Genomic DNA, 25822 nt, shown 5'->3' with positions numbered 1-25822 from the left:
CGGTCCAACGCCATCGACAAACCGGTGATCCTGAACGGTTTCTCGATGGACGCGGTCTCGCACGTCAACTACGGGTTGTGGCGCCATCCGCGCGATCAGACCCACCGCTACAACAGCATCGCCTACTGGGTCGAGCTGGCCCAGATTCTCGACCGCGGACGATTCGACACATTCTTCCTGGCCGATGCACTCGGGCTGCTCGACACGTACGGGGGCAATGCGGACGCGTCGCTACGCACCGGAACACAATCCCCGGTGAGCGACCCGCTGCTGCTGGTGTCGGCGATGGCCGCGGCCACCACACACCTGGGCTTCGGGATCACCGTCTCGACGACCTACGAGCATCCGTATCTCCTGGCCCGCAAGTTCACGACACTGGACCATCTCACCGAGGGCCGGGTGGCGTGGAACATCGTGACCTCGCAGCTCGACAGTGCGGCACGAAACCTCGGACTGGAACGGCAGATCCCGCACGACGAGCGTTATGAACGGGCCGACGAATTCCTCGACGTGGTCTACAAACTGTGGGAGACGTCGTGGGAAGACGATGCCGTGGTACGTGACCGCGAGCGCAACGTCTACACCGATCCGGCCAAGGTCCACCGAATCGACCACAAGGGAAAGTATTTCACCGTCAGGGACGCGCATCTTTCCGAGCCGAGCCCGCAGCGCACACCACTGCTGCTGCAAGCCGGCGGTTCGCCGCGCGGTCAGCGGTTCGCGGCAAAGCACGCCGAAGTGATTTTCGTGGCCGGCGCCGACGCACCCGGTATCCGGCGCAACGTCGAGAGCGTCAGGACGCTGGCAGCCGATTACGGCCGCGATCCCGAGTCGCTGAGTTTCATCAGCGCCCTGTCGGTTGTGGTGGACGACACGGCGGCCGGTGCCCGCACCAAACTTGCGGACTACCAACGGTATTTCGACGTCGAAGGCGCACTGGCACATTACTCGGCGAGCACCGGCGTCGACTTCGCGGGCCAGGACCTCGACAGTGTGATCGGCCGCCACGACACCGATTCGAACCGCTCGCTGTTGTCGATGTTCGCCGACGCCGACCGGCGGTGGACGTTGCGCGAGGCGCTCGCGCCGTCCTCCGGATTCGGCCGCAGCCGCACACTTGTGGGCACGCCGGTCTCGGTGGCCGACGAACTGGAGCAGTGGTTGGCCGACACCGGGACGCAGGGAATCAACCTTTTGCACATCGTCAATCCCGACAGCTATCGCGACTTCGCCGAACTGGTGGTGCCCGAACTCGACCGGCGCGGCCGCGTGCGGCCTCGACCCACCACCGCAACCACGCTGCGCGAGCGGGTGCAGGGTACTGCTCGGATCCGAGACGACCATGCGGCCGCGCGGTATCGCGACGCTCGCGTTTCCCGCGGAGTGAACGTGTGATGACCACCGACATCAGAGTGCTCGACACCGAGCAGGAACTGACCACCGCGCTCAACGTGTTTCGCGCGGCGATGGTCGGCTTTCCCCGGTTGTCCGGCTTGCCTGCCGGACGGATCCGCCGGATTCTGGAGCCGGGCCGAACATTCGGCGCGTTCGTCGACGGCACGCTCGCCGGCACCACGGACTCGGCAACCAGCTCGCTCACCCTGCCCGGCGGCAAGGTCGTGGGTCATGCCGCCGTTACCCACGTCGGCGTCCTGCCCTCCCACACGCGCCGCGGTATCGCCACTGACCTGCTACGCCACCAGCTTCGCGACATCCGTGACCGCGGCGAGACAGTGGCGACCCTACGGGCCTCCGAAGCCACCATTTACGGTCGTTTCGGCTACGGGGTCGCGAGTTCGTCGAACACCGCCGAACTGCTCACGCGGCGGGCTGCCCTGCGACCCGGAATCGGACACGGCGGGCCGGTGCGGCTGATCGATCCTGACGAGTCGTGGCAGTTGCTGCCGCAGATCTATGCCGCCAATCGGCCCGAGCGGCCCGGGACCATCGATCGTCCGCCGGTCTGGTGGCAGTCACAGCGGCTACGTGCCGAAGCTGCAGCAGGACCGAGTTACGTTGTCGTCCATGGCGACCCGGGTTCTGAGACGGGGTTCGCCCGCTATCATCCAGTCGACACAGACGGGTGGTTCGTCAGCGAGCAGCGCACGGTTCTGATCGACGACTTCTTCGCGCCCACCGATGAGGCCTATGTGGGACTGCTGCGGTTTCTGATCGACCTCGATCTGATCGATCGGTTGATATTTCAGATGCTGCCGGTCGACGATCCGCTTCCCTGGCTTCTGGTCGACCGTCGCGCCGCCAGAATCACCGGCACCCGCGACGAGACGTGGTTGCGCGTCGTCGATGTGCCTGCCGCACTCGGCGGACGCAGCTACAGCGACGGCGGGTCCGTCACGTTGACGGTTCATGATCCGCTGCTGCGAGAGAATTCGGGCACGTATGCCATCTCGGCCGGTGGCGCCGAGAATATCGGCGGCACCGCGCAGTTGGAGGCCGGGGTCGAGGCGGTCGCAGCCGCGCTGCTCGGCGGAACAACGTGGCGTGCCCTGGCGTTGAGCGGTTCCGTACGGGTCAACGATCCCGAGGCGCTTGCCGTCGCCGACCGCCTCTTCTCGGTGCCCGCGCAGCCGCACACCGGCATCTTCTTCTGACATGTCGTCGTGGCGATAACTTCGGACTGATCGAAACCGTTGTCCGGCAAAGACTCCTGGCCGACCATGGTCGCATGAGAACGGTGCTGTCCAGGCGACACACACACGATGACGCTGTTTGACGTCACCGATCTCGCCGTCACTATTCACACCGGGAACCGCGCTCGCGGGCGGCGAGCGGTGCGGGCGGTCGAGTCGATCAGTTTCGCGGTGGAACCCGGCCAGACCGCCGCCATCGTCGGCGAATCCGGCTCCGGCAAGAGCGTTTCGCTGCTTGCCGCCACTCGGCTGTTGAGCCCCGATGCGGAGGTGACCGGGTCGGTGCGGTTCGCCGGCCGTGACCTGCTGACCCTGGACGGACGCGAACTGCGTCGAATCCACGGCAAGGACATCGGTTTCGTATTCCAGGATCCCCAGAGCAATCTGCACCCGTCCAAGACCATCGGGCGCCAGATCGACGAGGTGCTCCGCATCCATACCCGTACCGACCGGCGTGAACGACGCGACAGGGTCGAGGAGCTGCTCGCCGAGGTCGGCATCGACGAAAAGGGTTACGACAGCTATCCATCGGAGTTCTCCGGCGGCATGCGGCAGCGCGCGATGATCGCGATGGCGATCGCACTGAATCCGGCACTCATCGTCGCCGATGAGCCGACCACAGCTCTGGACGTGAGTGTGCAGGCCGGAATACTCAACCTGCTCAAGCGACTGCAGCGCGAGCACGGCGCCGCGATCCTGTTCGTGAGCCACGACCTCGGTGTGGTCCACGACATCGCGGACACCGTCACCGTCGTCAAAGACGGTCGAGTCGTGGAAACCGGTACCCGTGAACGGGTTTACCAGCATCCACAGGAGCAGTACACCTGTGATCTGCTGTCGGCGTCGCGCCTGCACAGTCTGCCCGGTGTCGACGGCTCCCCACTGATCGATCCGGTGGAATCGACCGAGCCGCTGCTGAGGGTTCACGGGCTGCGCAAGAGCTACCGCACCCGGGTTCGGCGTGAACGTCGGACCGTGGTCGACGGCCTGGACTTCGCGATCCATCCCGGCGAGATCGTCGGTCTCGTCGGGGAATCCGGGTCGGGCAAGTCGACTGTCGGCCGGATCGTCGCGGGTCTGCAGTACGCCGACGCAGGTGAGATCACGTTGTCCGGTGCGCGATTCCCCACTGCGGTCGCGGATGGTGTCCCCGCACTACCCGCCAGCGCCCGCCGTGACGTACAACTGGTCTTCCAGGACCCTTACTCGAGTTTGAACCCGCGCCGCAGCGTTGCGGACTCGCTCGCCGAACCGCTGCGCGCACAGCGCGTTGATCACCCCACCATCGACGCCCGCGTGTCCAGCGCCGCCGAGGACGCGCGGCTGCCGCGGACATTGCTCGACCGGTTTCCCGCCGAGCTGTCGGGTGGGCAGCGGCAACGTGCCGCGATCGCTCGTGCGCTGGTTCTGCGACCCCGGCTCATCGTCGCCGATGAAGCCTTGTCGTCACTGGACGTCACCACGCAAAGCGAGATCATCTCGCTCGTCGTCGAACTTGTCCGTGAACATCGCACGGCCTTCCTGTTCATCACGCACGACTTGGGGGTTGTTTCGGCGATCGCGCACCGCGTGATCGTGCTCGGCCCCGAAGGCTTGGAGGAAAGTGGTCCTACCGCAGAGGTTTTCGCCGCACCACGGTCGGCGTACACACGCAAGCTGCTCGATGCGGTGCCACGGTTGACGGCCTCATGACGGATCTGCTGCTCAGACCACAAGTGAGCGCCGACAGCCCGCCGCAGGCGCGCACACGCAAGCTGCGATCGTTCCTGCGCGATCCCGGGCTGGTCGCGGGTTCGGTTCTGTCGGGTTTCGTACTGCTGGCCGCACTTGGAGCACCTGTGATCGCCGCGATCGTCGGTCATGGGCCCAACGAACAGTTTCCCGACGAAACGCTCGACGCGGCAGGGCTTCCGATCACCGGCGGCCACGGCTTCCTGCTCGGCGCCGACGGCAGCGGCCGAGATGTCCTCGTCCGCACGTTCTACGGCGCGCGCGTATCGCTGGCCATCGGTATCCCTGCCACCACCATCGCCATGCTCATCGGCATCGTCGTCGGACTGGCCGGTGGGTACTTCGGCGGCCGGATCGACGCGGTGCTTTCCGAGCTGACCAACATCGCGCTGGCCTTTCCCTTCCTGGTGACGGCGCTGAGCGTGGTGACGCTCAACCGGGGCACGGCAGGCACCACCGTCGTCGACCCCATCGTGGTGGTGATCGGCATCATCGCCTTGTTCTCCTGGACCTACTTCGCGCGGCTCGTGCGCAATTCGGTCATCGAGATCAAGGCGAAACCATACGTGCTCGCCGCGATCGGCGCGGGCAGCTCGCATTTGCGCGTGATCATTCGCGAAATCCTGCCCAACATCGCGCCCACCATCGTCATCTATTGGGCTGTCCAGCTTCCGATCAACATCATCGCCGAGGCATCGCTGTCCTATCTCGGCGTCGGCATCCGGCCGCCCACTCCCAGTTGGGGCACGATGATCGCGAATGCCCAGGACTCTGCGCTGTATCAAACCCAGCCGCTTATGCTCATCGCCCCGGCGGGTGCGCTGTTCCTCACCGTCCTCGGCTTCAACGTGCTCAGCACGGCGCTGCGCAATCGATTCGACCCGAGCACGACCCGGTGACGCGAACCCTGCTCTGGCGGTCGGCCCGCATGGTACTGACGGTGTTCGCCGTAGTGCTCGTGACATTCGGGCTCACCAAGGTCGCCTACCAGAACCCGGCCCGAATGCTGGCCCCGGAGAACGCGTCTCAGCAGACGGTCGATGCGATCGCCAACAGCCTGCGGCTCAACGACCCCTGGTACGTGCAGTTGTGGCATTACGTGGTGCGGGGCCCCGAGATCAAGGGCACGCCGACCGGACTGGTCAACTGGCCGCCCAGCCTGGGCTATTCGTACCGCGAACAACGCCCCGTCACCGATCTGATCCTGGAGAAGATTCCGGCGACCCTGAGCCTGGCCGTCGGCGCACTGGTGTTGTGGGTCGCGCTGTCGATCGTCCTCGGGGTCTATGCGGCCCGCAAGCCCGGCGGCGTGTTCGACGCGATCACCTCAGGCATCTCCTATGTGTTCCTGTCGATCCCGACCTTCGTGACGGGCGTCATCCTGCTGTTCGTCCTTTACTACCAACTCTCGCTCGCAGGCGTGAAATGGTTTCCCAGTGGAGGCTACGTCGCGTTCACCACGTCGCCGTCCGAGTGGGCACGTCATCTGCTGCTGCCATGGCTCACGCTCGTGCTCGCCGAACTCGGTCTGTTCCAGCGCGTCGTCCGGGCCTCGGTGCTCGAGGTGGCGAACAAGGACTTCATCCGCACCGCGCGTGCGAAAGGCGTCGCACCGCATGGGGTCTACTTCGACCATGCACTGTCAGCCGCACTCAATCCGATCCTGACGCTCGGCGCCATCGAGTTCGCCGCGATCCTTGGCGGCGCCATCATCACCGAGCAGATCTTCGGTATCGACGGTGTCGGACGCCTCGCCGTCAATGCGGCCAACAACGGGGATGCTCCGGTGGTGATCGGATGCACCCTTCTCGGTGCGGTGATCTTCGTGGTGTCCACCTTCGCCATCGACGTCATCACCGCGGCACGCAGCGGCAAATAGGCCACCCCACAACACAACTGAGGAGAACCATGAGGTCACCACGAAAAGTGGTCGGCGCGTTGATCGCGACCACCGCCCTACTCGTCGCCGCGTGCGGCACCGATAGCGGTGAACAGGCATCATCCACCGACCCCGAGAGTCTCTACGGCGGGACGCTACATATCGCCTCGGTCGGCGATGTCGATGCGCTGGATCCGCTGATCGCCTACTCCGCCGAATCGTGGCAGGTCATCAGGGCGACCACCCGCCAGCTCGTCACCTATGCAGGCAACAAAGAGAGCATCGGAGAAGACACCGAGGTGGTCCCCGATCTCGCCGAGAGTTGGGACATCAGCCCCGACCGCAGAACCTACACGTTCCATCTGCGCGACAACATCAACTTCTCCGGCGCGAGCACGCGCCCGATCACCGCACAGGATTTCGTCTACGCCGTCAAGCGGTTCCCCGACCCCAATGCACAAGTCAGTGCGATCACCTATTACAACGCGCTGTTCGAAGGGTTCAAGGAGTACTCCGACGAGTTCGCCAAAGTCCCCACCGGTGACCTGGCCGCAGTCAAGAGGTTCATCGACACGCACGAGATCAGCGGTCTGAAAGCACTGGACGACAAGACATTACAGCTGACGTTGACGCAGCCGGCCAGCGATATCCTGGATATCCTCACGCTCAACTTCGTCACACCGCTGCCCGAGGAGGTGGTGTCGAAGTACTTCGCCGACAGCCTGGAGTTCCGCAAGAACTACGCATCGAGCGGCCCGTACTACATCGAGTCCCTCGACCCGGGCAAGCAGCTGACCCTGGCCAAGGTGCCCGAGTACAACGCCGAAGGAGACCCGCGAAAGGCCTACGCCGACAAGATCGTGTTCGACACCACGGTCAGCTCCGCCGACGCCGTATCCCAGCAGTTGCAGACCGGCACGGCCGACATCGGGCTCTATGTCCGCGCGTACCCGGCCAACGTCATCGCGCAGTACAAGAAGACCGATCCCGACCACCTCCACACCTCGGCGAGCGGCTCGGCGATCTTCATCAGCTGGAACAATCCCGCCGAGCCGAAAACACCGGCCCAGGATGCGTTCAAGGATCTCCGGGTCCGGCAGGCCTTCAACTACTCGCTAAACCGTGCCGACGTGGTCCGCGGTCTCGGCGGTCCGGACTCCGCGATCGCCAGCAACGAGATCCTCACCTCGACCATCGTCGGCTACACGGGGAAGAACCCGTACCCCACGCCGGACGACAAAGGTGACCCCGAGAAGGCCAAGACGCTGCTGACCGAGGCGGGCAAGCCGGGTTTGACGGTCAACGTGGCATACCGCAACAACCCCGAGTTCGAGAAGATCGCGACGTCGGTGCAGACATCGGCCGCCAGGTCGGGTATCAACGTCAAGCTCACGCCCATCGCCGCCGACAGCTGGGGCGCGTTCGACGCCTTTTTGAGCGACAAGTCGAAGCTCGACCAGTGGGATCTGGCGATCACGAACTGGACGCCGGACTGGCAGGGCAACAGCGCCCGCATGACTCTCGGCGGATGGTTGGATTCCGACTTCGCACCCGGCGGCACGTGGAACGGGGTCACCTACCACAATCCGAAGCTCAACGAGGCCGTCAACCGGGCGTTCGCCGCACCGGACCCGACGGCGGACTGGCAGGAAGCCAACACGATCGCGACCGAGGACCTGGCCTGGTTCCCGCTCATCGAGCGGGTCAAGACCGTGCCCACATCCGATCGAGTGACTAACTGGACCTGGCAGTCGCTCGGAAACGGCGCCGACATCACCAACATTGCGGTCAACGGGTAGTCGGCGGGTCAGGGGCGGCGCGCGAGCAACCAGGCTTCGCCGCCGCCCTCGCCTGCATCGATCACCTCGAAGCCACCGAAGGCCGCCAGGAGTTCGCCGCGTACGGCGCGAAACCGACCGGGTTCGCGGTCAACCTCGCTGAGTACGCTGATCGCGAGAATGCCTGCCGGGGTGAAACGTTCGATCATCGCCGGGTACAGGCCCGGGTCACGGAACCGGTGACACAGGATGACGTCGACGGAAGGCCCGGCGGGAAGACCGCCATCGAGGTCGACGACGTCGAAGCGGCACCGATCCGCGACGCCGTATCGCGCGGCCAGCCTCTCCGCGTGATCGATCGCGACGGCGGACACGTCGACACCCCAGACCTGCAGTCCTCGCCGGGCCAGCCAGACAGACCCGAAGCCCGTCCCACACGCGATGTCGAGGGCCGTTCCCGTCACCGGGAACACTGATTCGCGTGCCGCGAAAACGGCAGGCGGTGCGGGCTCGGCCACCGCTTCGCAGCGACCCGCGTACGTCGCGTCCCAACGCACCCGATCCTGCTCGCTCACCTCGCCACCCTACGAAATAGGGGCGAGGGAATACGAGCCATGGCCGCCGAGGTTGGCCACAGCATGCGAGCCATCGTCTACGACCCGCAAGCCCCTGCCAATCTGCGACTCGCCGAGGTGGCCGATCCACCGGTGGCCGATTCGCAGGCACTGATCGACGTGCACGCGATCGGCCTCAATTTCGGTGAAGTGCACTTCATCGACCAGATGCGCAAACCCGGTGAGGTGCCGGGGTGGGACAGTGCAGGCGTGGTCGTTAAGGCCGCGGCCGATGGGTCCGGCCCGGCCGTCCGGACGCGCGTGGTGGGGTTCAGCGGCGAGGCCGGCTGGGCACAGCGCCGCGCGGTCGCCACCGAGAATTTGACCGAGTTACCCGAGTTCGTCGAATTCGAGGAAGCCGCGGCCCTACCCGTTGCCGGTGTGACGGCGCTGCAGGCGTTACGTGCCCTCGGCCCGATCGTCGGCCGTCGTGTCCTCATCACCGGGGCCTCCGGCGGGGTCGGCCGGTTCGCGGTGCAGCTCGCGGCCAGAGCCGGTGCTCACGTGGTCGCCGCTGTCGGCAGCGCCCCGCGCGGTGAAGGCCTGACCGAACTCGGAGCGGCCGAGGTGGTCGTCGGTCTCGACAGCGTCACCGAACCCGTCTACGGCGTACTGGACAACGTGGGCGGAAAGCTTCTCGCACAAGCCTTCAGCCTGGTGGCCGACGGTGGTTCCGTACAGTCGATCGGAATGGCCTCCAACGAACCGACCACCATCGACTTCGAGCACGAACGCCGGTTGGGCAACCGGAAACGGTTGGAGCCCTTCACTGTTCGAGCACCGTTCGCCGCCGATCTGCGCTATCTCCTGACCCTGCTCGCCGATGGCGAGCTCGATCCGCAGATCGGGCTACGGGACTCGTGGGAGAACGTCGCGAGCGCCGCGCAAGCGTTGCTGGACCGCAAGGTGGCGGGTAAGGCCGTGTTGCGCGTCAGGTGAGGACGGGTCAGTTGCCCTGGCCACCTCTGCCCCGCGACGCGAGGTCGGACACCGGATCCTTGCCGTTGACGAACCACTCGCCCAGGATCCGCGCCTTGTAGACGACGGGATTGTGTGACGCGAGGGTGCGGGCATTGCGCCAATGCCGGTCCAAGGCAAGCTCTTCGGACACACCTGACGCACCGAGCGCGTCGAACACCCTGGTGGTGGTGCGCAGTGCGGCACCGATGATCACCAGTTGTGCCTGCGTCACGGCCACCTCGGCGTCGATGAGCAGTTGACGCGCATGGTCGTCGCTGCCCGCGAGACGGCCCGCCACGATCCGGTCCAAAGTCTGCGCGCTCCGGCCCAATGCGGACTGGGCACCAAAGGCCTCGGCCGACAGTTCGCCGATCACCTGCAGCAACTGCGGATCGTCGGCAGGCACGTCGGACAGGCCCTGCGGATAGTTGCGTTTGCGCGCCTTGAGCGCTGCGGTTCCGTCGCGCTGCGCGGCCTTCGTGATGCCGGTGAGCACCGCGAGCATGGCGATCTGATAGAAATGCGCTTGGTACGTGAAGCGTTGCGCGGCGGGAAACACGTTGCCGCGCTCGGCCCGGGCCGCCGCGTAGTGGGCCGATCCGCTTGCGGTCGTGCGCTGGCCGAAGCCGCGCCAGTCATCGGTGAGGGTGACGCCCGGATCGTCGGCACGCACGAGCGCCGTCCACAGCTCGCCGTCGTCGCCGCGCCCGAGCACGTCGAGCCAATCGGCATAAAGACTGCCCGTGGCATAGTATTTCGCGCCGGACACCAGCCAGTGGTCGTCCGCGGCGGTGACGGTGGTGGCCAGGTTGGCGAGTGTCACGTTGTTCGCCTCGGTCCATCCGCCGCCGACGAATTCGCCTGCGAGGAACCGCTTGATCCAGGTGTTGTTGTCTTCTGACACCGGTGCGTTGAGGCGGTCCTCGACGAACGCCAGGTGGTTGCGCCAGATATGCGCGACATTCGCGTCGGCCTGGCCCAACTCGGCCAACAACTGGAAGGTCTGCTCCAGAGAAGCACCGAATCCGCCTTGCTCGGCCGGAATTCGCAGGGTGCCGAAACCTGCTTCGCCGAGCCACCGCACCTGCTCGTGCGGGAACACTCGATCCCGTTCGCGCGTCACGTTGCCCTCGGCGATCCGATCGAAGATCGGCCGGAACACCGAGCGCAGTTCGGCGTCGTAGCCGGTGGGCCGCTTCAAATAGATGTTGTCCGTGCTCATTCCGTACTCCCGCCCGCGTCGATTCGATATGCGTATTCGTCGGCCACCGCCACATAGCCCAGCCTGCGGTACAAGAGGTGCGCCTTGCTGGCGTTGTCGATGTCGGTGCCGAGTGAGGCTGCCGTGAACCCGCGTCGTAGCGCGGCCAGCCAGATCTTGCGCAGCAACAGTTCGCCTGTCCCCCGCTGCCGACGGTCCCGGCGCACGCCGATGTAATCGGTGTGGGCGCTGCGCTGCGCGGCCGCGCCGGTGCCCACGGTGTAGACCGAACCGAGGACGTAGCCGATCACGACCTCGTCCCTGTCGATCGCTGCGAGGCTGAAGTCCGGACTGAACGCCCGGCTGTGCAGATGATGTTCCCAACGCTGCGGGGTTTTCGCCATGTTGCCGAAATGCTCGCTGAACGTGTCGAACTGCAACTGCCGCACCTGTTCACCGAATCCACCGCCCGTGACTTCAGGCCAGGACAGCACCGTCACCCCGTCGATGTGCGCCGCGGCGAGGGCTGCCGGGTCCTGGTCGGTGAGAGACTTGCGGGTGCTGATGAACTGACGTTCCCGCCGCCCGCCGTGTTCGACGAGTGCCGCGATGGCGGCTGCCTGGTCGGCACTGATGTAGGCCCGCAAGTATGAGCCGGGCGTGGCCACGCGATGGAAGCGGGCGACGGTGTCACCGACAATGGTGTCGACCGCATCTCTCGGTGCGGACGGCCCGAACACGAAGTCCGCCAACACCTCCGGCTCTTCCCCATCGGGCTGGTGCAGTGCCGCGTATCCGAGCACGTCATCCGAATCGCCGTACAGGACGACAGCCGACCCGGGGTGCACCCCGTCGAGTTGTTCGGCGACATCGCGGGAGTCGGCGGCGAACTTGCGTCCGCCGAGTCCCGGGGTCGTGGCCAGGAAGTCGGCGATCAGCGGGTGGTGACGCGGCGTCGCCTGCGCCACCGACCACCGGTCCACGACGACGGCATGCCCGGTGAGCGTCACGGCGTGACTCCCTCGTTCAGCAGCCGTTGCTGCTCCTCTTCGGACAGAGTCTGGATGCTGCCGATGCGCCTGGCCACCTGGGGCTTGGTCCGCTTGAGGTACCAGTACCACGCCAGGCCGATCAGCAGAATGCCACCGAAGACGAACGGCAAGATGTTGAAGGGGAACTCGGGTACCGGATAGAAGTTGCTGATGATGACGTAACCCAGACCGATCGTCGCCGCCACCGAGACCGCGAGCCGGACGGGGGTCAGCGCATTGATCTTGCGCAGCCAGATCGGGGTCGCGATCACGACGAGCAGGTAGCTCACCAGAAAGCCCCAGTTCGCGACGTAGCCGCCGTACACGTCGAACACCAACCGGCCCGCCGAGCTGAACGTGGCGACCGTCGAGAACACCAATGCCAGAACGCCGACGAAAACGACTCCGGCCCAAGGCGTTTTATACGTGGTGTGCACCCTGGCGAACACCTGCGGCAGTGCGCCTTCGTGAGCGAAGGTGAACAATGAACGTGCCGCCGCGGTGGTGACCGCGGTGACGAACACGATGAACGCGACCGCGACGGCCGCGCTCACCACCTGGTTCACCCAGGCGACTCCGACCGAGTCGGCGAGCTGCGGCAACACCGCCTTGTCACCGTCGATCTCGCCGAAATGCAGGATCTGCGGATAGGTGGCGAAGATGTAGAGGACGCCGAGCAGGATGACCACGCGCAGCAGTGACCGGGCGATGTTGCGGTGGGCGTTCCTGGCCTCGGCGCCCAGCGACGCGACACTCTCGAAACCCGCGTACGACCCGACCGCGGTGACCGCGGCGATGAACGTGGCACTCGACCCGAGATGCTGCGGGTCCCACTGATCCCAGTCGACGCGGAAGCCGTAGCCGATGTAGGACGCGACGATGATCACCAGGATCGACGCGATCGCGAGCAGTTCGAACGCGAGCTCGTACCGCGCCGCGACCGAGACACCGCGATACGGCAGATAGACCGCGAGCCCCACCACCACCAACACCAGCAGGAGCCGGAACCAGACGGCTTGTGAGCCAAGGCCGATCGACTCAAGGAAGGCATCGAGGTACAAGACACCGCCGAGCGTTCCCGTGGTCGCGAACCCGATGTAGCCGAACAACAGGCTGAATCCGGCGGCATACGCGAAGCCCGGCCCCAGCCCGTTGCCGGTGTAGGTCCCGAGCGAGCCGGAAGACACCGTGCGTTTGGCCTGGAAACTGATCGTGATGGCGACCAATGCCACGATGAGCAAGCCGATGACCGCGGCCCAGGCCGCGCCCTTGCCGGCCGCCACGAACAGCGAGAACGGCACCACCGCCACCGCCACGCTGGGCGCTGCGGCGGCAAGCCCCTGGGCGAACACGCCCCAGGGCCCCAACGCGTCACGCTCCAGTCCGGTGGACTCTGCGGTGGTCAGAGCACGGCCCCCGACCGTCGTCGGCTCGTCAGTAGTGGTCACGGTATTGTCCTTTCTGACCGCAACGCCGCCCGTGCGCAGACGGGTGGTTGGTGAGTCGGTATGTGTTGTCACACTGCCGCAATCGGATTCGTCGCGTCAGCTATCGAATCGGCGGGATTCTATTGAGAGGTAACGGTATTCCTGCGGAATGCCGCAGCGGGGTGCGCGTCACCCAACAACCCGGTGTCGCCCCCGAACAGTCGCTGGCGCAGCGTCGTGGGTTCACCCGCTTCGCGCGCGCGACCACGCTTGCGCAGTTCTGGAATGAGGTAGGTGGCCACATCGGTGAAGCTGCCGGGAGTGACGTGGTAGGCGATGTTGAAACCGTCGACGCCGGTCCGCGCGGCATAGGCTTCCAGCTGATCCGCGACGGTCGCGGCGGATCCGACGAACAGCTCTCCCCCGAAACCGCCCAGATTACCGACGTAATCGCGAAGCGTAAGACGCTGCCGAACATCGGAATCCGTGACCGCGGCGAGTATCGAGCGGCTGGCATCGGTGTCGAACTGCTCGATCGGGCGGTCCACGCCGTATGTCGACCAGTCAACTCCACTCAGCGCGGAGAGCAACACCAGGCCGCCCTCCAGGTCGTGGAACTTGGCGAGGTCCTCGGCCTTGGCCTGCGCAGCCGAATCGGTGCTGTCGGTGACGATCTCGACCGAGGTGATGAACTTCAGCGAGCCCGGATCGCGGCCGTGCCCGGCCGCGCGACGACGGACGTCATCGATATTGCCCCGCAGCACGTCGGGGCGGGGATCGCTGGCGAAGACCAGTTCGGCGTTGCGGGAGGCGAATTCGCGACCGGCCGGCGACGTGCCCGCCTGGAACAGCACCGGGGTGCGTTGCGGGGACGGTTCGACGAGGTGGGCTCCGGGGACGGTGAAGTAGCGCCCGTCGTGGCCGATGTCGTGAACCTTCGTCGGATCGGTGTACACACCGCCTTCCCGGTCGCGCAGCACGGCGCCGGGTTCCCACGATCCTTCCCACAGTTTGAAGGTGACCTCGACGAACTCCTGGGCGATCGCATACCGCTCGTCGTGCGGAATCTGGCGGTCACGCCCGATGATGTTGCGCGCCGCGCTGTCGAGCAGCGACGTGACGATGTTCCAGCCGATCCTGCCGCCCGTCAGATGGTCGAGCGTGCTGAACTTGCGCGCCAACAAATAGGGGCTTTCGTACGTGGTCGACACCGTGATGCCGAACCCGAGCCGTTGTGTGGCAGCCGCCATCGCCGACACCGCCAGCAGCGGATCGGTGACGGGCGTCTGCACGGCCCGGGCGAGCGCCGCGCTCGCGTCACCGCCGAACACGTCGAGCTGGCCGACCGCATCGGCGATGAACAGCAGGTCGAACCCACCGTCGTCGAGCAGCTTCGCGAGCTCCACCCAGTACCGGATGTCGGTGTACTCGGCAGTGCGGTCGTCCGGGTGACGCCAGAGCCCGAAGTTGCCGTGTGACACCGTCGACATCGTGAACGCCGAGAGCACGAACGGTGCGGTCACCGCTCGGGCCTCTGCGGAACGTCCAGCCCGAGATGCGATCTCAGCGTGGTACCGGTGTATTCATGGCGGAACAGGCCACGCTTGCGCAGTACTGGGACCACCTGTTCGACGAACAACGCGCTCTGCCCCGGCAATCCTGTGTCTCGCAGGACGAAGCCGTCGGCGGCGCCCGCGGTGAACCACTCCTCGATCTCGTCGGCGATGCGCTCCGGGGTGCCGACCACGGCGGCGCCCCATCCGTTCACGGTGCGGTACAAGAACTCCCGCACACTGGGGTTGCCGTCACTCGCGAGGTGGCGGTAACCGGCCAGAGCAGTCTGGTGGGTCTCGGTGTGATCGGGGAACGCCGAAGCCGGGACGGGGCCGTCCAGGTCCGCACCCGTGACATCGACGTCGACTTCGAGCAGCCAGCCGGCCTGGTACTCGGGACTGAAGTACTCGAACTCCTCGCGTTCGGCGCGCCGGGCCTCCTCGTCGGTCGAGCCGACAACGTAGCGCAGCGACGGTGTGATCAACGGCGGCTTGGACCGTCCGAGCCGACGGGACTCCTGATGGATCTGCCGGTAGAACTCCTCGGCCCGACCCCGGTTGCCGTGACTGGTGAAGATCACTTCGGCGTGCGTGGCGGCGAACGTTCGTCCGGTGTCCGAGGATCCGGCCTGGAAGAGCACCGGCCGCCCCTGCGGTGACCGTGCCGCGCCGATCGGGCCGGCCACGTCGAAGTAACGGCCGTGATGGTCGGCGGGGCGAATACTGTTGACATCGTTGAAGATCCCCGCGGCACGGTCTTCGACGATCGTGTCCTCACCCCAGCCGTCCCACAGTTTCCGGACGACTTCGAGCGCCTCCCCGGCTATGAGATAGCGCTCATCGTGAGCGCGTACCCCGTCGGCGCTGAAGTTGTCGGCGGCGGCACGCGCGAAACTGGTCACCAGATTCCAGCCGGCCCGGCCGCCACTCAGGTGATCCAGTGAAAGGAGCTGGCGAGCAAGGTGATAGGGGTGCGCGAGCGTCGCAGAACCGGTGACCACCAGACCGATGCTCTCGGTCACCGACGACAACGCGGCGGTTGTGGTGAGCGGCTCGAAATCCTCGGTGGTCTTGTACGCCCATGTCGCGGGTGGCCCGTAGTTCAACCCGTCGGCGAAGAACAACGCGTCGAACGTGCCGGCCTCGGCGGTTCGGGCGTGTTCGAACAGGCGGCGCCGCACTCCTGCGGTGCTGTTGTCGACGTCGGGATGGCGCCACGGACCGGCTGACCGGGTATTACCGAAGGCCAGCAGATGTAGCTCTCTTGGCACTCCGGCGACGTTACGGCGTCACCGCCCCGCCGCCGAGGGTTGCGCTCACCGCGACGAAATCGCGCGACAGCTAGATCTTCTCGATGTTCGCCACGATCTCCCCGGCGATCTCGCTCGCCTGGTCGACGATGTCGTCGCCGCACGCCCACGTCTCGACAACGACATTGGATGCCACGGACAACGCGTGATGGCAGCCGCCGCTGGGAGCGCCCTCGGGCGTCGACATCTGGCTGATGGTGGTCTCCTCGGCCGTGACTTCGCTGACCGCCCATTCCAACGGCTGGTTGTCCTGGTTGTAGGTGACGATCGAACCGACGCAGTTGTCCCAGGTGGCCTGCGAGGTGTCGAAGAAGTCCCGCGCTTCTTGAGACGACGGGTACAGCACCACGGCCTGCTCGATCCAATGTGCGTTGTCCTCGCCCGGTTCCCGCACGATCTGGTCGCGAAGCGCGGTCCATCCGGTGTCGCCGTACACGAGTTCCTGCGCGCCGAACGCGGCCGCCAGACACTCGGGGTCCGATACCGCTTCGGAGTTGTCGTTGAGCTCATCGAGTTCCAGGGTCACCTCGAGGTCGAACGATCCGACGATGTCGTTGAGTTGTTCGACCGGGACCAGCAGCTGGTCGAGGTCCGATTCCGTCAGCGTCGTCTCGAAAGGCGGCGCGTCCGGGTCGCGCATCGCCGAACCCGTCACCGTGTTGACGCATCCCGACAGCAGTCCCGAAAGGATCACCGCGACACCTGTCGCGCACAGCCGGGTCATGCCCGTCGTGAAGGCCACGTGCTCATTGTCGCTGACCGAGCGAATCTTCGCGGGACTACTCGAGCGAATAGGCGTCGGCGGTCAACTGAGTTCGCTGATCTTGTCCATCATCAACCGCGCGATCTCGATCGCGCTGGTTTCCACGTCGCCGCCCTTTCGGCTCGACGGATTGCTGAAGAACGCGACGTCGACCTCGACAAGGCAATTCGCCCGCACCCCGAGTGCCCGCGCGACGGGGCTCGACGAGCCATCGACGGTATGACCGAAGTCGACGGTCGCGGCCACGACCGAGTCCTCAACCCGCACATCGGAAACCGTGTCGGTGAAGTAGCCGCCGCGCACCTGCTCCTTGACGATCGTCACGGTCGTGCCCTCGCAGTCCTGCCACTGCTCGGCGAAGGTGTCGAAGAGCTCATTGGCGCTGGCGACGCTGTCGAGCGCCACGACGCCGGCCTCGGCCGCGAGCACCGCACCGCCGGGCTCGTCGCCTTCCCATTGTTCGCCGGCGATATCGGTGACGGCGGCGGATTCGTATGTGCTGCGCTGCATCGGGGTCACCGCGCCGACACAATCGTGCGGCGACGCATCGCTTTCCGTGGCCAGCCCGTCGGGCAGATCGTCAAGGCCGCCCGAGCGGGGGGCCACGTAGGTGTCCTCCTTGAGCTGCTGCTCGAGGATTTCGGTGAGCTCATCGATCTCGGGAAGCGCCTGGACCACGTTCTGCCCGGTGAGCGGCTTCGGCGCCAGGTCCGCGGCCGGCTCCACGGCACCGTCGACCATCCGGGTGCAACCGGTCGCGAGGACCAGGGTCGCCATCAGCAACCCGAGTTTGCCGATCGCGGTCATCAGCAGTCACCCCCAACGTCAGACACCGTCGTCTGACCCTACTACGCGCTGACTGCCAGCAAACGCGCCAACCGCACCGCCCCGGTTACTTCTTGGGCTTGTCACCTGCCGCATCGGTGGACAGGGCGGCGACGAACGCCTCCTGGGGGACGTCGACCCGGCCGATGGTCTTCATCCGCTTCTTGCCCTCTTTCTGCTTCTCCAGCAGCTTGCGCTTGCGGGTGATGTCACCGCCGTAGCACTTCGAGAGCACGTCCTTGCGAATGGCCCTGATGTTCTCCCGCGCAATGATTTTCGAACCGATGGCGGCCTGCACCGGCACCTCGAACTGCTGGCGTGGGATGAGCTCTTTGAGCTTGGTCGTCATCTTGTTGCCGTAGGCCGACGCCGAATCCTTGTGCACGATGGCGCTGAACGCGTCGACTGCCTCACCCTGCAGCAGGATGTCGACCTTGACGAGATCGGCGGCCTGCTCGCCGGCTTCCTCGTAGTCGAGACTGGCGTAGCCGCGCGTGCGGGATTTCAGCGAGTCGAAGAAGTCGAAGATGATCTCGCCCAACGGCATGGTGTAGCGCAGCTCGACCCGCTCCGGCGACAGGTAGTCCATGCCGCCGAGCTCGCCGCGCCGCGACTGACAGAGCTCCATGATGGTGCCGATGAACTCGCTCGGCGCGATCACCGTCGTCTTGACCACCGGCTCGTAGACCTCGCGAACCTTGCCTTCGGGCCAGTCCGACGGGTTCGTCACGACGATTTCGGAACCATCGTCTTTGATCACCCGGTAGACCACGTTGGGCGAGGTGGAGATCAGATCGAGGTTGAACTCGCGTTCCAGACGTTCGCGGGTGATCTCCATGTGCAGCAGCCCGAGGAAGCCGCACCGGAAGCCGAAGCCCAGCGCCACCGAGGTCTCGGGCTCGTAGGTCAGCGCGGCGTCGTTGAGCTGCAACTTGTCCAGCGCGTCGCGCAGGTCCGGATAGTCCGACCCGTCCACCGGATACAGACCCGAATACACCATCGGCTTGGGCTCGCGGTAACCGGTCAGTGCCTCCGTCGCGCCCTTGCGGGCCGTCGTCACGGTGTCACCCACCTTGGACTGCCGGACGTCCTTCACACCGGTGATGAGGTAGCCCACCTCGCCGACGCCGAGACCGTCACTGGCCTTCGGCTCGGGTGAGACGATGCCCACCTCGAGCAGTTCGTGGGTGGCCCCGGTGGACATCATCGCGATGCGTTCGCGCGGGGTGATCTTGCCGTCGACGACCCGCACGTACGTCACGACACCGCGGTAGATGTCGTAGACCGAGTCGAAGATCATCGCCCGCGCGGGGGCATCGGCATCGCCCGTCGGGGCGGGCACCTGCCGGACCACCTCGTCGAGCAGCTCGGCCACGCCGACACCGGTTTTGCCGGAGACTCGGAGCACGTCCGACGGCTCACAGCCGATGATGTGCGCGAGCTCGCCGGCATACCGCTCCGGATCCGCCGCGGGCAGGTCGATCTTGTTGAGCACCGGGATGATCGTGAGATCGCGGTCGAGCGCCAGGTACAGGTTGGCCAGCGTCTGCGCCTCGATGCCCTGCGCGGCGTCGACCAGCAGCACCGCGCCCTCGCACGCCTCCAAGGCCCGCGACACCTCATACGTGAAGTCGACGTGGCCGGGCGTGTCGATCAGGTGCAACACGAACTCGTCGTCACCGACTTTCCACGGAAGCCGCACATTCTGCGCCTTGATGGTGATGCCGCGCTCACGCTCGATGTCCATCCGGTCGAGGTACTGTGCCCGCATCGACCGGTCGTCGACGACGCCGGTGAGCTGCAGCATCCGGTCCGCCAGCGTCGACTTGCCGTGGTCGATGTGGGCGATGATGCAGAAGTTCCGAATCTGCGCCGGCGCAGTGAACGTCTTGTCGGCGAAGCTGCTGATGGGAATCTCCTGGTGAGCGTGGGTCTCGGGCACGTCGTGTGCGCCTCCAGGGTATCGAGCAACGACCGTTGCGACACAATCGCGGTGTCGTGGGCCTGACCTATGCTCGTCACATGGCGTCGCAGTGGAAGACGTTCCAGAAATTCGCGGAGAACCTCGTATTCAACGAGGCGCCCAAGCTCGTCCGCCAACTGCAACGGCCCGAGAACGTGCCGCGGACCGTGCAACAGGGCATCCAGCAGGGCATCAAGCTGGGGCTGGAGGTCTTGGCCGGCGGGCCCGGCGACAAAGCTCCCGCCATCACCGCGGGCCGCCCGGTGTCCAAGCACAGTGTTCCCACCGCGCATCGGGCCCGAAAACTCGTCTACTCCCCCGACCTCGATGGCCGCGCCGATCCCGGCGAGATCGTCTGGACCTGGGTGGTCTACGAAGACGATCCGACGAAGGGCAAGGATCGCCCGGTGCTCGTGGTGGGCCGTGACCAGCGCACCCTGCTCGGGCTCATGCTCTCCAGCCAGGACTACCACCGCGACGACCCCGACTGGGTCGGCATCGGTACCGGCACGTGGGACTACGACGGCAGGCAGAGCTGGGTCCGGCTGGACCGCGTGCTCGACGTGCCAGAAGAAGGTATCCGCCGCGAAGGCGCCATCCTCGACCGTGACCGCTTCGAGGTGGTCGCCGCGCGCCTGCGCACGGAATACTCCTGGAGTTGACGGCTCGGGGGTATTAATTCGGCGGGAGCGGGCATCCAATGCCAATGACCGCGCAACCGCCCGATCCCGATCCGGCCAGCACTCCCGACCTGGAACCCGGGGGTGGCGTCACGCCCGGGGCCACCCCGCCGGATTCCGGTCAGACCTCGGGCCTCGGCGAACCCGAGCCACGCCCCAAGAACAAGGTCACTCCCGCATCCGTCGCGGCCATCATCGGGCTCGCGGTTCTGCTGGCGTTCTTCATCGCCGCCGGCGTGCTGCTCATCCTCAACATGACCGGGGTGTTCGACTGACTCACCGCGGCTGCCGCCACATCGGCGTCATGATGGGGCCGCCATCAGGCAATTGGATCTCGCCCGTGACCTCGAAACCGAACCGCATGTAGTACGGCACATTGTCGGGATTGCTCGACTCGAGATAGGCCGGGGCGTGCTCGGCGTCCACCCGATCCAACCGCGACTGCATCAGCGCATGCCCGAAACCGCCGCCGCGCACCGTGGGATCGCTGCCGATCACCGCCAGATACCAGTGCGGCTCCTCGGGGTGGTGCTCCTTCATGAGTTCGACGACCTGCTGCCCGCGCCCCATGCCGCGCCCGAAGGCCAGGAACAGGGCGGGCAGCATTCGCAGCTCTTCGACTTGCGTCTGCTTCCATTGACCCGGGCCGTCCCAGAGCGCCGCCGCGCCGATGACCCCGTCTCGGCTCGCCACCTCGGGAGCCCCACGGGTCAGGAAGTGATGGCGCGTGATCGTGGCGAACAACTTCGGCAGGCCTTTGGCCCGCCGCGCGTCGTCGGCCAACACCCACTTCATCACCGGATCGTCGTAAAACGCGCGGCCCAGGACGGCACCGAGCTGCTTGACATCGGGTTTGCGTGCGGGGCGGACATCTACGGCGGCCACCCGACCACAATCGCACACTTGCTCACCCGACGGCAGCGGGCGCCGCTACCGGTGCAAGCACCCGGCGCCGGCACGACGTGTCCCGTCGGACCCGGGACATCCCGATGAGATGAACTCGCTGACGCCGACCCGCGCGTACCGGCGCCCCACCCGGTACCGCGACTGGCGATCGAACGAACCTCAGCAGGTGCCGAAATCTGCTGTGATTCAGATTTTTTCGGTGGTATCGAGAATCCGGGCTCTAATACGGCCGCGCGCGCTCCGCGCGTGAACATAACCAGAGTTACTTCCGATCAGAACGATTCGTAGTCTGTACGGCTCGTCGCGGCCTCGGTACTTTCGGCGGCTGTCTGACCATCACCCAGAGCTGCTCGCGTAGACGATCTTTGGAAGTCACCTGAAGCTCCCGAAGTGTTGGTCCGAGTGTGCGCAGCGCCGTGTGCACTCATGATTCGTCAACCCGGAGAGCTCCCGTGATCGAGATCGAGAACCTGACCAAGCGATTCGGAGACCGTACCGTCCTCGACGACATTTCGTTGTCCGTGGGAAGTGGTGAGATCCTCGCTGTCGTAGGGCCCAGTGGAGCGGGCAAGAGCACGTTGTCGCGCTGCGTGAGCTTCCTGGAACGTCCGAGCAGCGGCGCTGTTCGCGTCGACGGCAAGGACTTCAGTCGGCTCGACGGTGACGAACTGATCGCGGCACGCCGAAACATCGGCGTGATCTTTCAGAGCGCCCCGCTGCTGCGTCGCCGCACTGTCGCCCAAAACGTCGCGTTGCCATTGGAATACCTGCGAGCCACCGACAGCTCGATCGACAAGCGCGTCACCGACTTGCTCTACCGCGTCGGATTGTCCGACCGAAGCGGTTACTTTCCGGCCCAGCTCTCCGGTGGTCAGAAGCAGCGCGTCGGCATCGCCCGCGCGCTCGCGCTGCGCCCGTCGGTGCTGTTGTCCGACGAAGCCACCGCAGGTCTCGATCCCACCACGACGAAGGCGATCCTGGCGCTGCTCAGCCATCTTCGCGACGAGTTCGGATTGTCGATCATCCTGATCACGCACGAGATGGAAGTTGTTCGCGAGATCGCCGATTCGGTAGCGCGCCTCGATGGCGGACGGATCATCGAGAGCGGCACGGTCACCGACATCATTCTCGACCCGCACTCGGCACTCGCCCGAGAACTGCTGCCCGACCGACCGAGCGTGCCGCTACGTGAGCCGGGGGACATCTGGGAGGTGTCCTACGCATCTCGTGAGGTACCACTCGACTGGCTGACCGCGGTCCAGGCTGCTCCCGGCATCGCAGGCTCGCATATCAACGTGCTGTCCGCCAGCGTCGAGTCGATTCGCGGTGTGGCCGTAGGCCGGGCGGTACTGGCGATCTCGCCGTCCACTCCGGCGGGCTTTGCGACCTATCTAAAGGAGCGCGGACTGCATGTCCGGGCCACCGGCGCCGAGACGGGAGAGGTTGCGGCGTGACCTCCTCAGTCACGTATGCCGCGCAGGAGGACTTCAGCACGCCTTGGCACCAGGTCCCGCACCTGCTCCTGCCGGCCTATGGCGAAACCTGGCTGATGGTCGGCATCACCATGGTGCTCGTGGTGCTCATCGGCATCCCACTCGGAATCACGTTGCACAACACCTCCGATCTCGGGCTTTACCCAAATAAGCGAGTATTCGTGGTGTTGAACACGATCGTGAATGTGGGCCGGTCGCTGCCGTTCCTCATTCTGATGGCGGCCATCATCCCGGTGACCCGATTCATCGTCGGCACCACGATCGGAATCCCGGCGGCGATCGTGCCGATGACGACGGCCGGCATCCCCTTCTTTGCGCGCCTCGTGCAGAACGCCCTGCGTGAAGTCCGATCCGATGTCACCGACATGGGCCAGGCCTCCGGCGGCACCACATTGCAGGTCATCCGGAGCGTCCAGCTGTCCGAAGCGCTGCCTGCGCTCGCGGGCGCCCTGACCGTGAACACCATCGCGATGATCGAGTATTCCGCAATCGCAGGGTCGATCGGCGCCGGAGGCGTCGGAAACCTGGCAATTACATACGGCTACAACAGGTTCGACGACAACATCATGATCGCGACGGCGATCTCGCTGATCATCACCATCCAGATCGTCCAATTCGCCGGGGACCGCGTCGTCAAAGCCCTCACCCGCTGAACCGCTTTCAACACAAAGGAAATAACGTGACCGAACAAACCACCTCACCCACCGACGACGAAACCGATATCGAGATCAAGAAGAAGAAACTGTGGCCGTGGATCGCGGCTGCCGCGGGCGTGGTGATCGTCGTCGTGGGTGGCATCGTGTTCGCGAACTACTCCAATCAGGACAAGCCGTTCGGCACCACGCTTGAAGTTGCGACGTGGAGCACCGATATTGCCGCCGAGAATCTGCTGTCCTACGTCGCCGAGAACGTCGCGCCGGACCACGGCATCACCATCAAGCCGGTCCAGATCGACAACCTCATAGAAATCAACCGGGCGGTTGATGCCGGCAACGTGGCGGGCAATTTCTTCGAGCACCAACCGTTCCTCAACGACGCCATTGCCGCAAATGGCTTCGAATTGACACTCGCCGCACCGACATTCACATGGGACCAGGCAACCTACTCGGACAAATACCGAAGCTGGGAGCAGCTACCCAGCGGGGCCAAGATCGCGCTGCGGGATGATCCTGCGGGGCAGGCGATCGCCCTGCTCGACCTGGCCGAGGCGGGCCAGATCACGCTCAAGCCGGGCAAGGAAACGGTCGCAGGGCTGCCACAGCTGGGTGACATCGCGTCGAATCCGAAGAACTACCAGTTCGTACAGGTTCCGATCGGCCAACTCGCACGTAGCCTCGCCGACGTCGACGCCATCGTCGTCCATATCTCGGACGTGTATTCCGCAGGCCTGACCGAGGACCAGATCCTGGCCCGTCACCCGGCACCCAAGGGCAGCGAAGGCGGGCTCGTGGTCAGCAACAAACACCTCGACGACCCGAATGTCCAAAAGTTGATCGAGACGTTCAAGGACCCGAAGATCGCCGAATACCTCGAGACCACCGACAACAAGCTCATTCGCGACACGCTCGGCCCCATAGACCAGTGATCGCAGCTACGTCAGGAGGATCTTCATGAACAAACGACCGCTGTACTTCTCGGCGTTCGTCATGAACACCGCATCCCATGTGCTGCACGGCCTTTGGCGGGCGCCCGAAGCGCGGAACCACCAGTTCAACTCACTTCGGCATTGGACCTCGCTGGCGACGACGGTGGACGAATCCGGATACGATCTGCTGTTCTTCGCCGACGTCTTCGGGCTGCGCCAGACCTGGAACGGCAACTGGCGCAAGTCCGTCGAGGCCGGAATCCAGATTCCGGTCAACGACCCATCCGTCCTTGCCTCGGCGCTCGCCGCCGCCACCGACAACCTCGGCATCGTCTTCACCAGTTCGATCGTTCAAGACCACCCCTTCAACTTCGCCCGCCGCATGTCCTCGCTCGACCACTACACCGACGGCCGATTGGGCTGGAACATCGTGACGAGCTTCAACGAGAACATGTTTCGCAGTTTCGGCCACGAGGGCACGCTCGCCCACGACGAGCGCTACGAGTGGGCCTACGAGTACGTCGACGTGACCTACAAGCTGTGGGAAGGCTCGTGGGACGAGGGCGCACTGGTGCAGGACAAGGACCGGGGAGTGCACTCCGATCCGGCGAAGATCCACAAGATCAACCACGTCGGCAAGCGGTACAACGTCGAAGGCCCGCACTTCTCGTCACCGTCACCCCAACGGACCCCGGTACTGTTCCAGGCCGCTCATCACCTGCCGGCCAGCTGTTCTCGGCCCGCAATGCCGAAGGTGTGTACATCAGCAGCCCGAACCCCGAAGCTGCACACGCACTGACGTCCGAAACCCGTGCGCTCGCAGCCGAGAATGGGCGCGATCCACGCGACATCACATTCGCGCAGGGTCTGTCGTTCGTGATCGGCGACACCCACGCCGAGGCGGTAAGGCGCAACGACGAACTCAAGCGATACCTCGACCTGGAGGGCATAGCGCTGCACGCTCTGGGCGATGCCGGGATCGACGCGGGCGGCCTGCCCCTCGACACACCGATCGCCGACCTCGGCGAGTTCACGGGCATCAAGAGTTTCATCCGATGGGCGTCGGAGGTCTCCGGGAACGATCGTCCGACCATCCGCGACATGGCCTGGGTGCTCGAGGGCGCCAACCGCGTAGTCGGCACCGCCGACGAGATCGCGGACTACCTGGAGGAATGGCGCGAGGCCGGTGTGGACGGCATCAACGTGTACCACGCCACCGTTCCAGGCTCCTTTCAGGAGACTGCGGATCGGCTATTTCCTACGCTGCGGGAAAGGGGTCTGATTTCCACGGACAAGTCCGGCACGCTTCGCCACAAGCTGTTGGGCCGGGGCGACCGGCTGCCCGATCGGCACCCGGCCGCGGCATATCGTGGCGCCTTCGGCGACAACGACTTGCTGAACAACGTAGGGGTGAGCTGAGCGCACGAAACTGCGGTTGTTGACGAAATTCAGCCGAAATCCGTCAACAACCG

22 protein-coding genes and 1 pseudogene are annotated in these 25822 nt (G+C 65.3%); 13 read left to right on the top strand and 10 right to left on the bottom strand.

Annotated elements, in window-relative coordinates; all coding sequences use genetic code 11:
- Window positions 1-45 precede the first annotated feature (45 nt).
- The 6 genes from ACOI2T_RS12585 (at window position 46) to ACOI2T_RS12560 (ending at window position 8060) form a co-directional block, all read left to right on the top strand.
- Window positions 46-1395: an LLM class flavin-dependent oxidoreductase gene (locus tag ACOI2T_RS12585; protein WP_409501891.1), complete on the top strand. Its 1350-nt coding sequence runs from the start codon at window positions 46-48 to the stop codon at window positions 1393-1395.
- On the top strand, window positions 1395-2612 hold the full coding sequence (locus tag ACOI2T_RS12580; protein ID WP_409501462.1) for a GNAT family N-acetyltransferase: 1218 nt from the start codon (window positions 1395-1397) through the stop codon (window positions 2610-2612). Before ACOI2T_RS12585 ends, ACOI2T_RS12580 begins: the two co-directional genes overlap by 1 nt.
- A gap of 108 nt (window positions 2613-2720) precedes the next feature.
- Complete coding sequence (locus ACOI2T_RS12575; RefSeq protein WP_409501461.1) at window positions 2721-4343, top strand: dipeptide ABC transporter ATP-binding protein; 1623 nt, start codon at window positions 2721-2723, stop codon at window positions 4341-4343.
- Window positions 4340-5281, top strand: a complete 942-nt coding sequence (locus tag ACOI2T_RS12570; RefSeq protein WP_409501460.1) for an ABC transporter permease — start codon at window positions 4340-4342, stop codon at window positions 5279-5281. The genes ACOI2T_RS12575 and ACOI2T_RS12570 overlap by 4 nt, the downstream gene beginning before the upstream one ends.
- Window positions 5278-6261: an ABC transporter permease gene (locus ACOI2T_RS12565; RefSeq protein WP_085148693.1), complete on the top strand. Its 984-nt coding sequence runs from the start codon at window positions 5278-5280 to the stop codon at window positions 6259-6261. The genes ACOI2T_RS12570 and ACOI2T_RS12565 overlap by 4 nt, the downstream gene beginning before the upstream one ends.
- Window positions 6262-6290: 29 nt before the next feature.
- Window positions 6291-8060 (top strand): ABC transporter substrate-binding protein, encoded by a 1770-nt coding sequence (locus ACOI2T_RS12560; protein ID WP_409501459.1) that lies wholly within the window; start codon window positions 6291-6293, stop codon window positions 8058-8060.
- Window positions 8061-8068: 8 nt separating this feature from the next.
- Here the strand turns inward: ACOI2T_RS12560 and ACOI2T_RS12555 are convergent, their stop codons facing one another.
- On the bottom strand, window positions 8069-8614 hold the full coding sequence (locus ACOI2T_RS12555) for a class I SAM-dependent methyltransferase (protein ID WP_409501458.1): 546 nt from the start codon (window positions 8612-8614) through the stop codon (window positions 8069-8071).
- A 63-nt stretch (window positions 8615-8677) separates the two neighbouring features.
- Here ACOI2T_RS12555 and ACOI2T_RS12550 point away from each other — a divergent pair, with 63 nt between their 5' ends.
- Window positions 8678-9592, top strand: a complete 915-nt coding sequence (locus ACOI2T_RS12550; protein ID WP_409501890.1) for a zinc-binding dehydrogenase — start codon at window positions 8678-8680, stop codon at window positions 9590-9592.
- Between the two features lie 7 nt (window positions 9593-9599).
- Here the strand turns inward: ACOI2T_RS12550 and ACOI2T_RS12545 are convergent, their stop codons facing one another.
- From ACOI2T_RS12545 to lepA, 8 genes are all read right to left on the bottom strand, one after another.
- Complete coding sequence (locus ACOI2T_RS12545) at window positions 9600-10835, bottom strand: acyl-CoA dehydrogenase family protein (RefSeq protein ID WP_409501457.1); 1236 nt, start codon at window positions 10833-10835, stop codon at window positions 9600-9602.
- Window positions 10832-11824 (bottom strand): GNAT family N-acetyltransferase, encoded by a 993-nt coding sequence (locus ACOI2T_RS12540; RefSeq protein ID WP_409501456.1) that lies wholly within the window; start codon window positions 11822-11824, stop codon window positions 10832-10834. The genes ACOI2T_RS12545 and ACOI2T_RS12540 overlap by 4 nt, the downstream gene beginning before the upstream one ends.
- Window positions 11821-13293, bottom strand: coding sequence for an APC family permease (locus tag ACOI2T_RS12535; RefSeq protein ID WP_409501455.1), 1473 nt, complete (start codon window positions 13291-13293; stop codon window positions 11821-11823). Before ACOI2T_RS12535 ends, ACOI2T_RS12540 begins: the two co-directional genes overlap by 4 nt.
- 119 nt (window positions 13294-13412) lie before the next feature.
- Complete coding sequence (locus tag ACOI2T_RS12530) at window positions 13413-14795, bottom strand: LLM class flavin-dependent oxidoreductase (RefSeq protein ID WP_409501454.1); 1383 nt, start codon at window positions 14793-14795, stop codon at window positions 13413-13415.
- The gene (locus ACOI2T_RS12525) at window positions 14792-16096 is read right to left on the bottom strand and encodes an NtaA/DmoA family FMN-dependent monooxygenase (protein ID WP_409501453.1); all 1305 of its coding nucleotides are present in this window, start codon (window positions 16094-16096) and stop codon (window positions 14792-14794) included. Before ACOI2T_RS12525 ends, ACOI2T_RS12530 begins: the two co-directional genes overlap by 4 nt.
- Window positions 16097-16166: 70 nt before the next feature.
- Complete coding sequence (locus ACOI2T_RS12520; RefSeq protein WP_234817055.1) at window positions 16167-16877, bottom strand: sensor domain-containing protein; 711 nt, start codon at window positions 16875-16877, stop codon at window positions 16167-16169.
- A 63-nt stretch (window positions 16878-16940) separates the two neighbouring features.
- Window positions 16941-17705, bottom strand: a complete 765-nt coding sequence (locus tag ACOI2T_RS12515; protein WP_409501452.1) for a sensor domain-containing protein — start codon at window positions 17703-17705, stop codon at window positions 16941-16943.
- Between the two features lie 85 nt (window positions 17706-17790).
- Window positions 17791-19665 carry a translation elongation factor 4 gene (gene lepA / locus ACOI2T_RS12510; protein ID WP_067847052.1) on the bottom strand — a complete coding sequence of 625 codons (1875 nt, stop codon included), beginning with the start codon at window positions 19663-19665 and terminating at the stop codon, window positions 17791-17793.
- Between the two features lie 80 nt (window positions 19666-19745).
- Between lepA and ACOI2T_RS12505 the strand changes: the two genes are divergently transcribed.
- Window positions 19746-20348, top strand: coding sequence for a type II toxin-antitoxin system PemK/MazF family toxin (locus ACOI2T_RS12505; RefSeq protein WP_067847057.1), 603 nt, complete (start codon window positions 19746-19748; stop codon window positions 20346-20348).
- 44 nt (window positions 20349-20392) lie between these two features.
- Window positions 20393-20641, top strand: coding sequence for a DUF6480 family protein (locus ACOI2T_RS12500; protein ID WP_409501451.1), 249 nt, complete (start codon window positions 20393-20395; stop codon window positions 20639-20641).
- 1 nt (window position 20642) lies between these two features.
- On the opposite strand, the gene ACOI2T_RS12495 is transcribed toward ACOI2T_RS12500, so the two are convergent.
- Window positions 20643-21251 (bottom strand): GNAT family N-acetyltransferase, encoded by a 609-nt coding sequence (locus ACOI2T_RS12495; RefSeq protein ID WP_409501450.1) that lies wholly within the window; start codon window positions 21249-21251, stop codon window positions 20643-20645.
- 473 nt (window positions 21252-21724) lie between these two features.
- Between ACOI2T_RS12495 and ACOI2T_RS12490 the strand changes: the two genes are divergently transcribed.
- The 4 genes and pseudogenes from ACOI2T_RS12490 (at window position 21725) to ACOI2T_RS12475 (ending at window position 25769) form a co-directional block, all read left to right on the top strand.
- Window positions 21725-22726 carry a methionine ABC transporter ATP-binding protein gene (locus ACOI2T_RS12490; RefSeq protein ID WP_409501449.1) on the top strand — a complete coding sequence of 334 codons (1002 nt, stop codon included), beginning with the start codon at window positions 21725-21727 and terminating at the stop codon, window positions 22724-22726.
- The gene (locus tag ACOI2T_RS12485) at window positions 22723-23418 is read left to right on the top strand and encodes a methionine ABC transporter permease (RefSeq protein WP_409501448.1); all 696 of its coding nucleotides are present in this window, start codon (window positions 22723-22725) and stop codon (window positions 23416-23418) included. The genes ACOI2T_RS12490 and ACOI2T_RS12485 overlap by 4 nt, the downstream gene beginning before the upstream one ends.
- 26 nt (window positions 23419-23444) lie before the next feature.
- Entirely contained in the window at window positions 23445-24350 is a 906-nt protein-coding gene (locus ACOI2T_RS12480) for a MetQ/NlpA family ABC transporter substrate-binding protein (protein WP_409501447.1), read from the top strand.
- 25 nt (window positions 24351-24375) lie between these two features.
- A pseudogene (locus tag ACOI2T_RS12475) lies at window positions 24376-25769 on the top strand (NtaA/DmoA family FMN-dependent monooxygenase).
- The last annotated feature ends 53 nt before the right edge of the window (window positions 25770-25822 follow it).

The sequence above is a fragment of the Mycolicibacterium wolinskyi str. Jessa 2025 genome, from assembly GCF_049241375.1.
GTDB classification, from domain to species: Bacteria; Actinomycetota; Actinomycetes; order Mycobacteriales; family Mycobacteriaceae; genus Mycobacterium; species Mycobacterium wolinskyi.
Note: the sequence above shows the minus strand (reverse complement) of the source record. Positions and strands in the feature narration are given on the sequence as shown.

What these genes read in the sequence shown, in the direction of transcription:
- ACOI2T_RS12550 (WP_409501890.1), top strand. Translation starts at nt 8,678, where the DNA reads ATGCGAGCCATCGTCTACGACCCGCAAGCCCCTGCCAATCTGCGACTC.
- ACOI2T_RS12505 (WP_067847057.1), top strand. Translation starts at nt 19,746, where the DNA reads ATGGCGTCGCAGTGGAAGACGTTCCAGAAATTCGCGGAGAACCTCGTA.
- ACOI2T_RS12500 (WP_409501451.1), top strand. Translation starts at nt 20,393, where the DNA reads ATGACCGCGCAACCGCCCGATCCCGATCCGGCCAGCACTCCCGACCTG.
- ACOI2T_RS12570 (WP_409501460.1), top strand. Translation starts at nt 4,340, where the DNA reads ATGACGGATCTGCTGCTCAGACCACAAGTGAGCGCCGACAGCCCGCCG.
- ACOI2T_RS12575 (WP_409501461.1), top strand. Translation starts at nt 2,721, where the DNA reads ATGACGCTGTTTGACGTCACCGATCTCGCCGTCACTATTCACACCGGG.
- ACOI2T_RS12560 (WP_409501459.1), top strand. Translation starts at nt 6,291, where the DNA reads ATGAGGTCACCACGAAAAGTGGTCGGCGCGTTGATCGCGACCACCGCC.
- ACOI2T_RS12580 (WP_409501462.1), top strand. Translation starts at nt 1,395, where the DNA reads ATGACCACCGACATCAGAGTGCTCGACACCGAGCAGGAACTGACCACC.
- ACOI2T_RS12545 (WP_409501457.1), bottom strand. Translation starts at nt 10,835, where the DNA reads ATGAGCACGGACAACATCTATTTGAAGCGGCCCACCGGCTACGACGCC.
- ACOI2T_RS12515 (WP_409501452.1), bottom strand. Translation starts at nt 17,705, where the DNA reads ATGACCGCGATCGGCAAACTCGGGTTGCTGATGGCGACCCTGGTCCTC.
- ACOI2T_RS12585 (WP_409501891.1), top strand. Translation starts at nt 46, where the DNA reads ATGGACGCGGTCTCGCACGTCAACTACGGGTTGTGGCGCCATCCGCGC.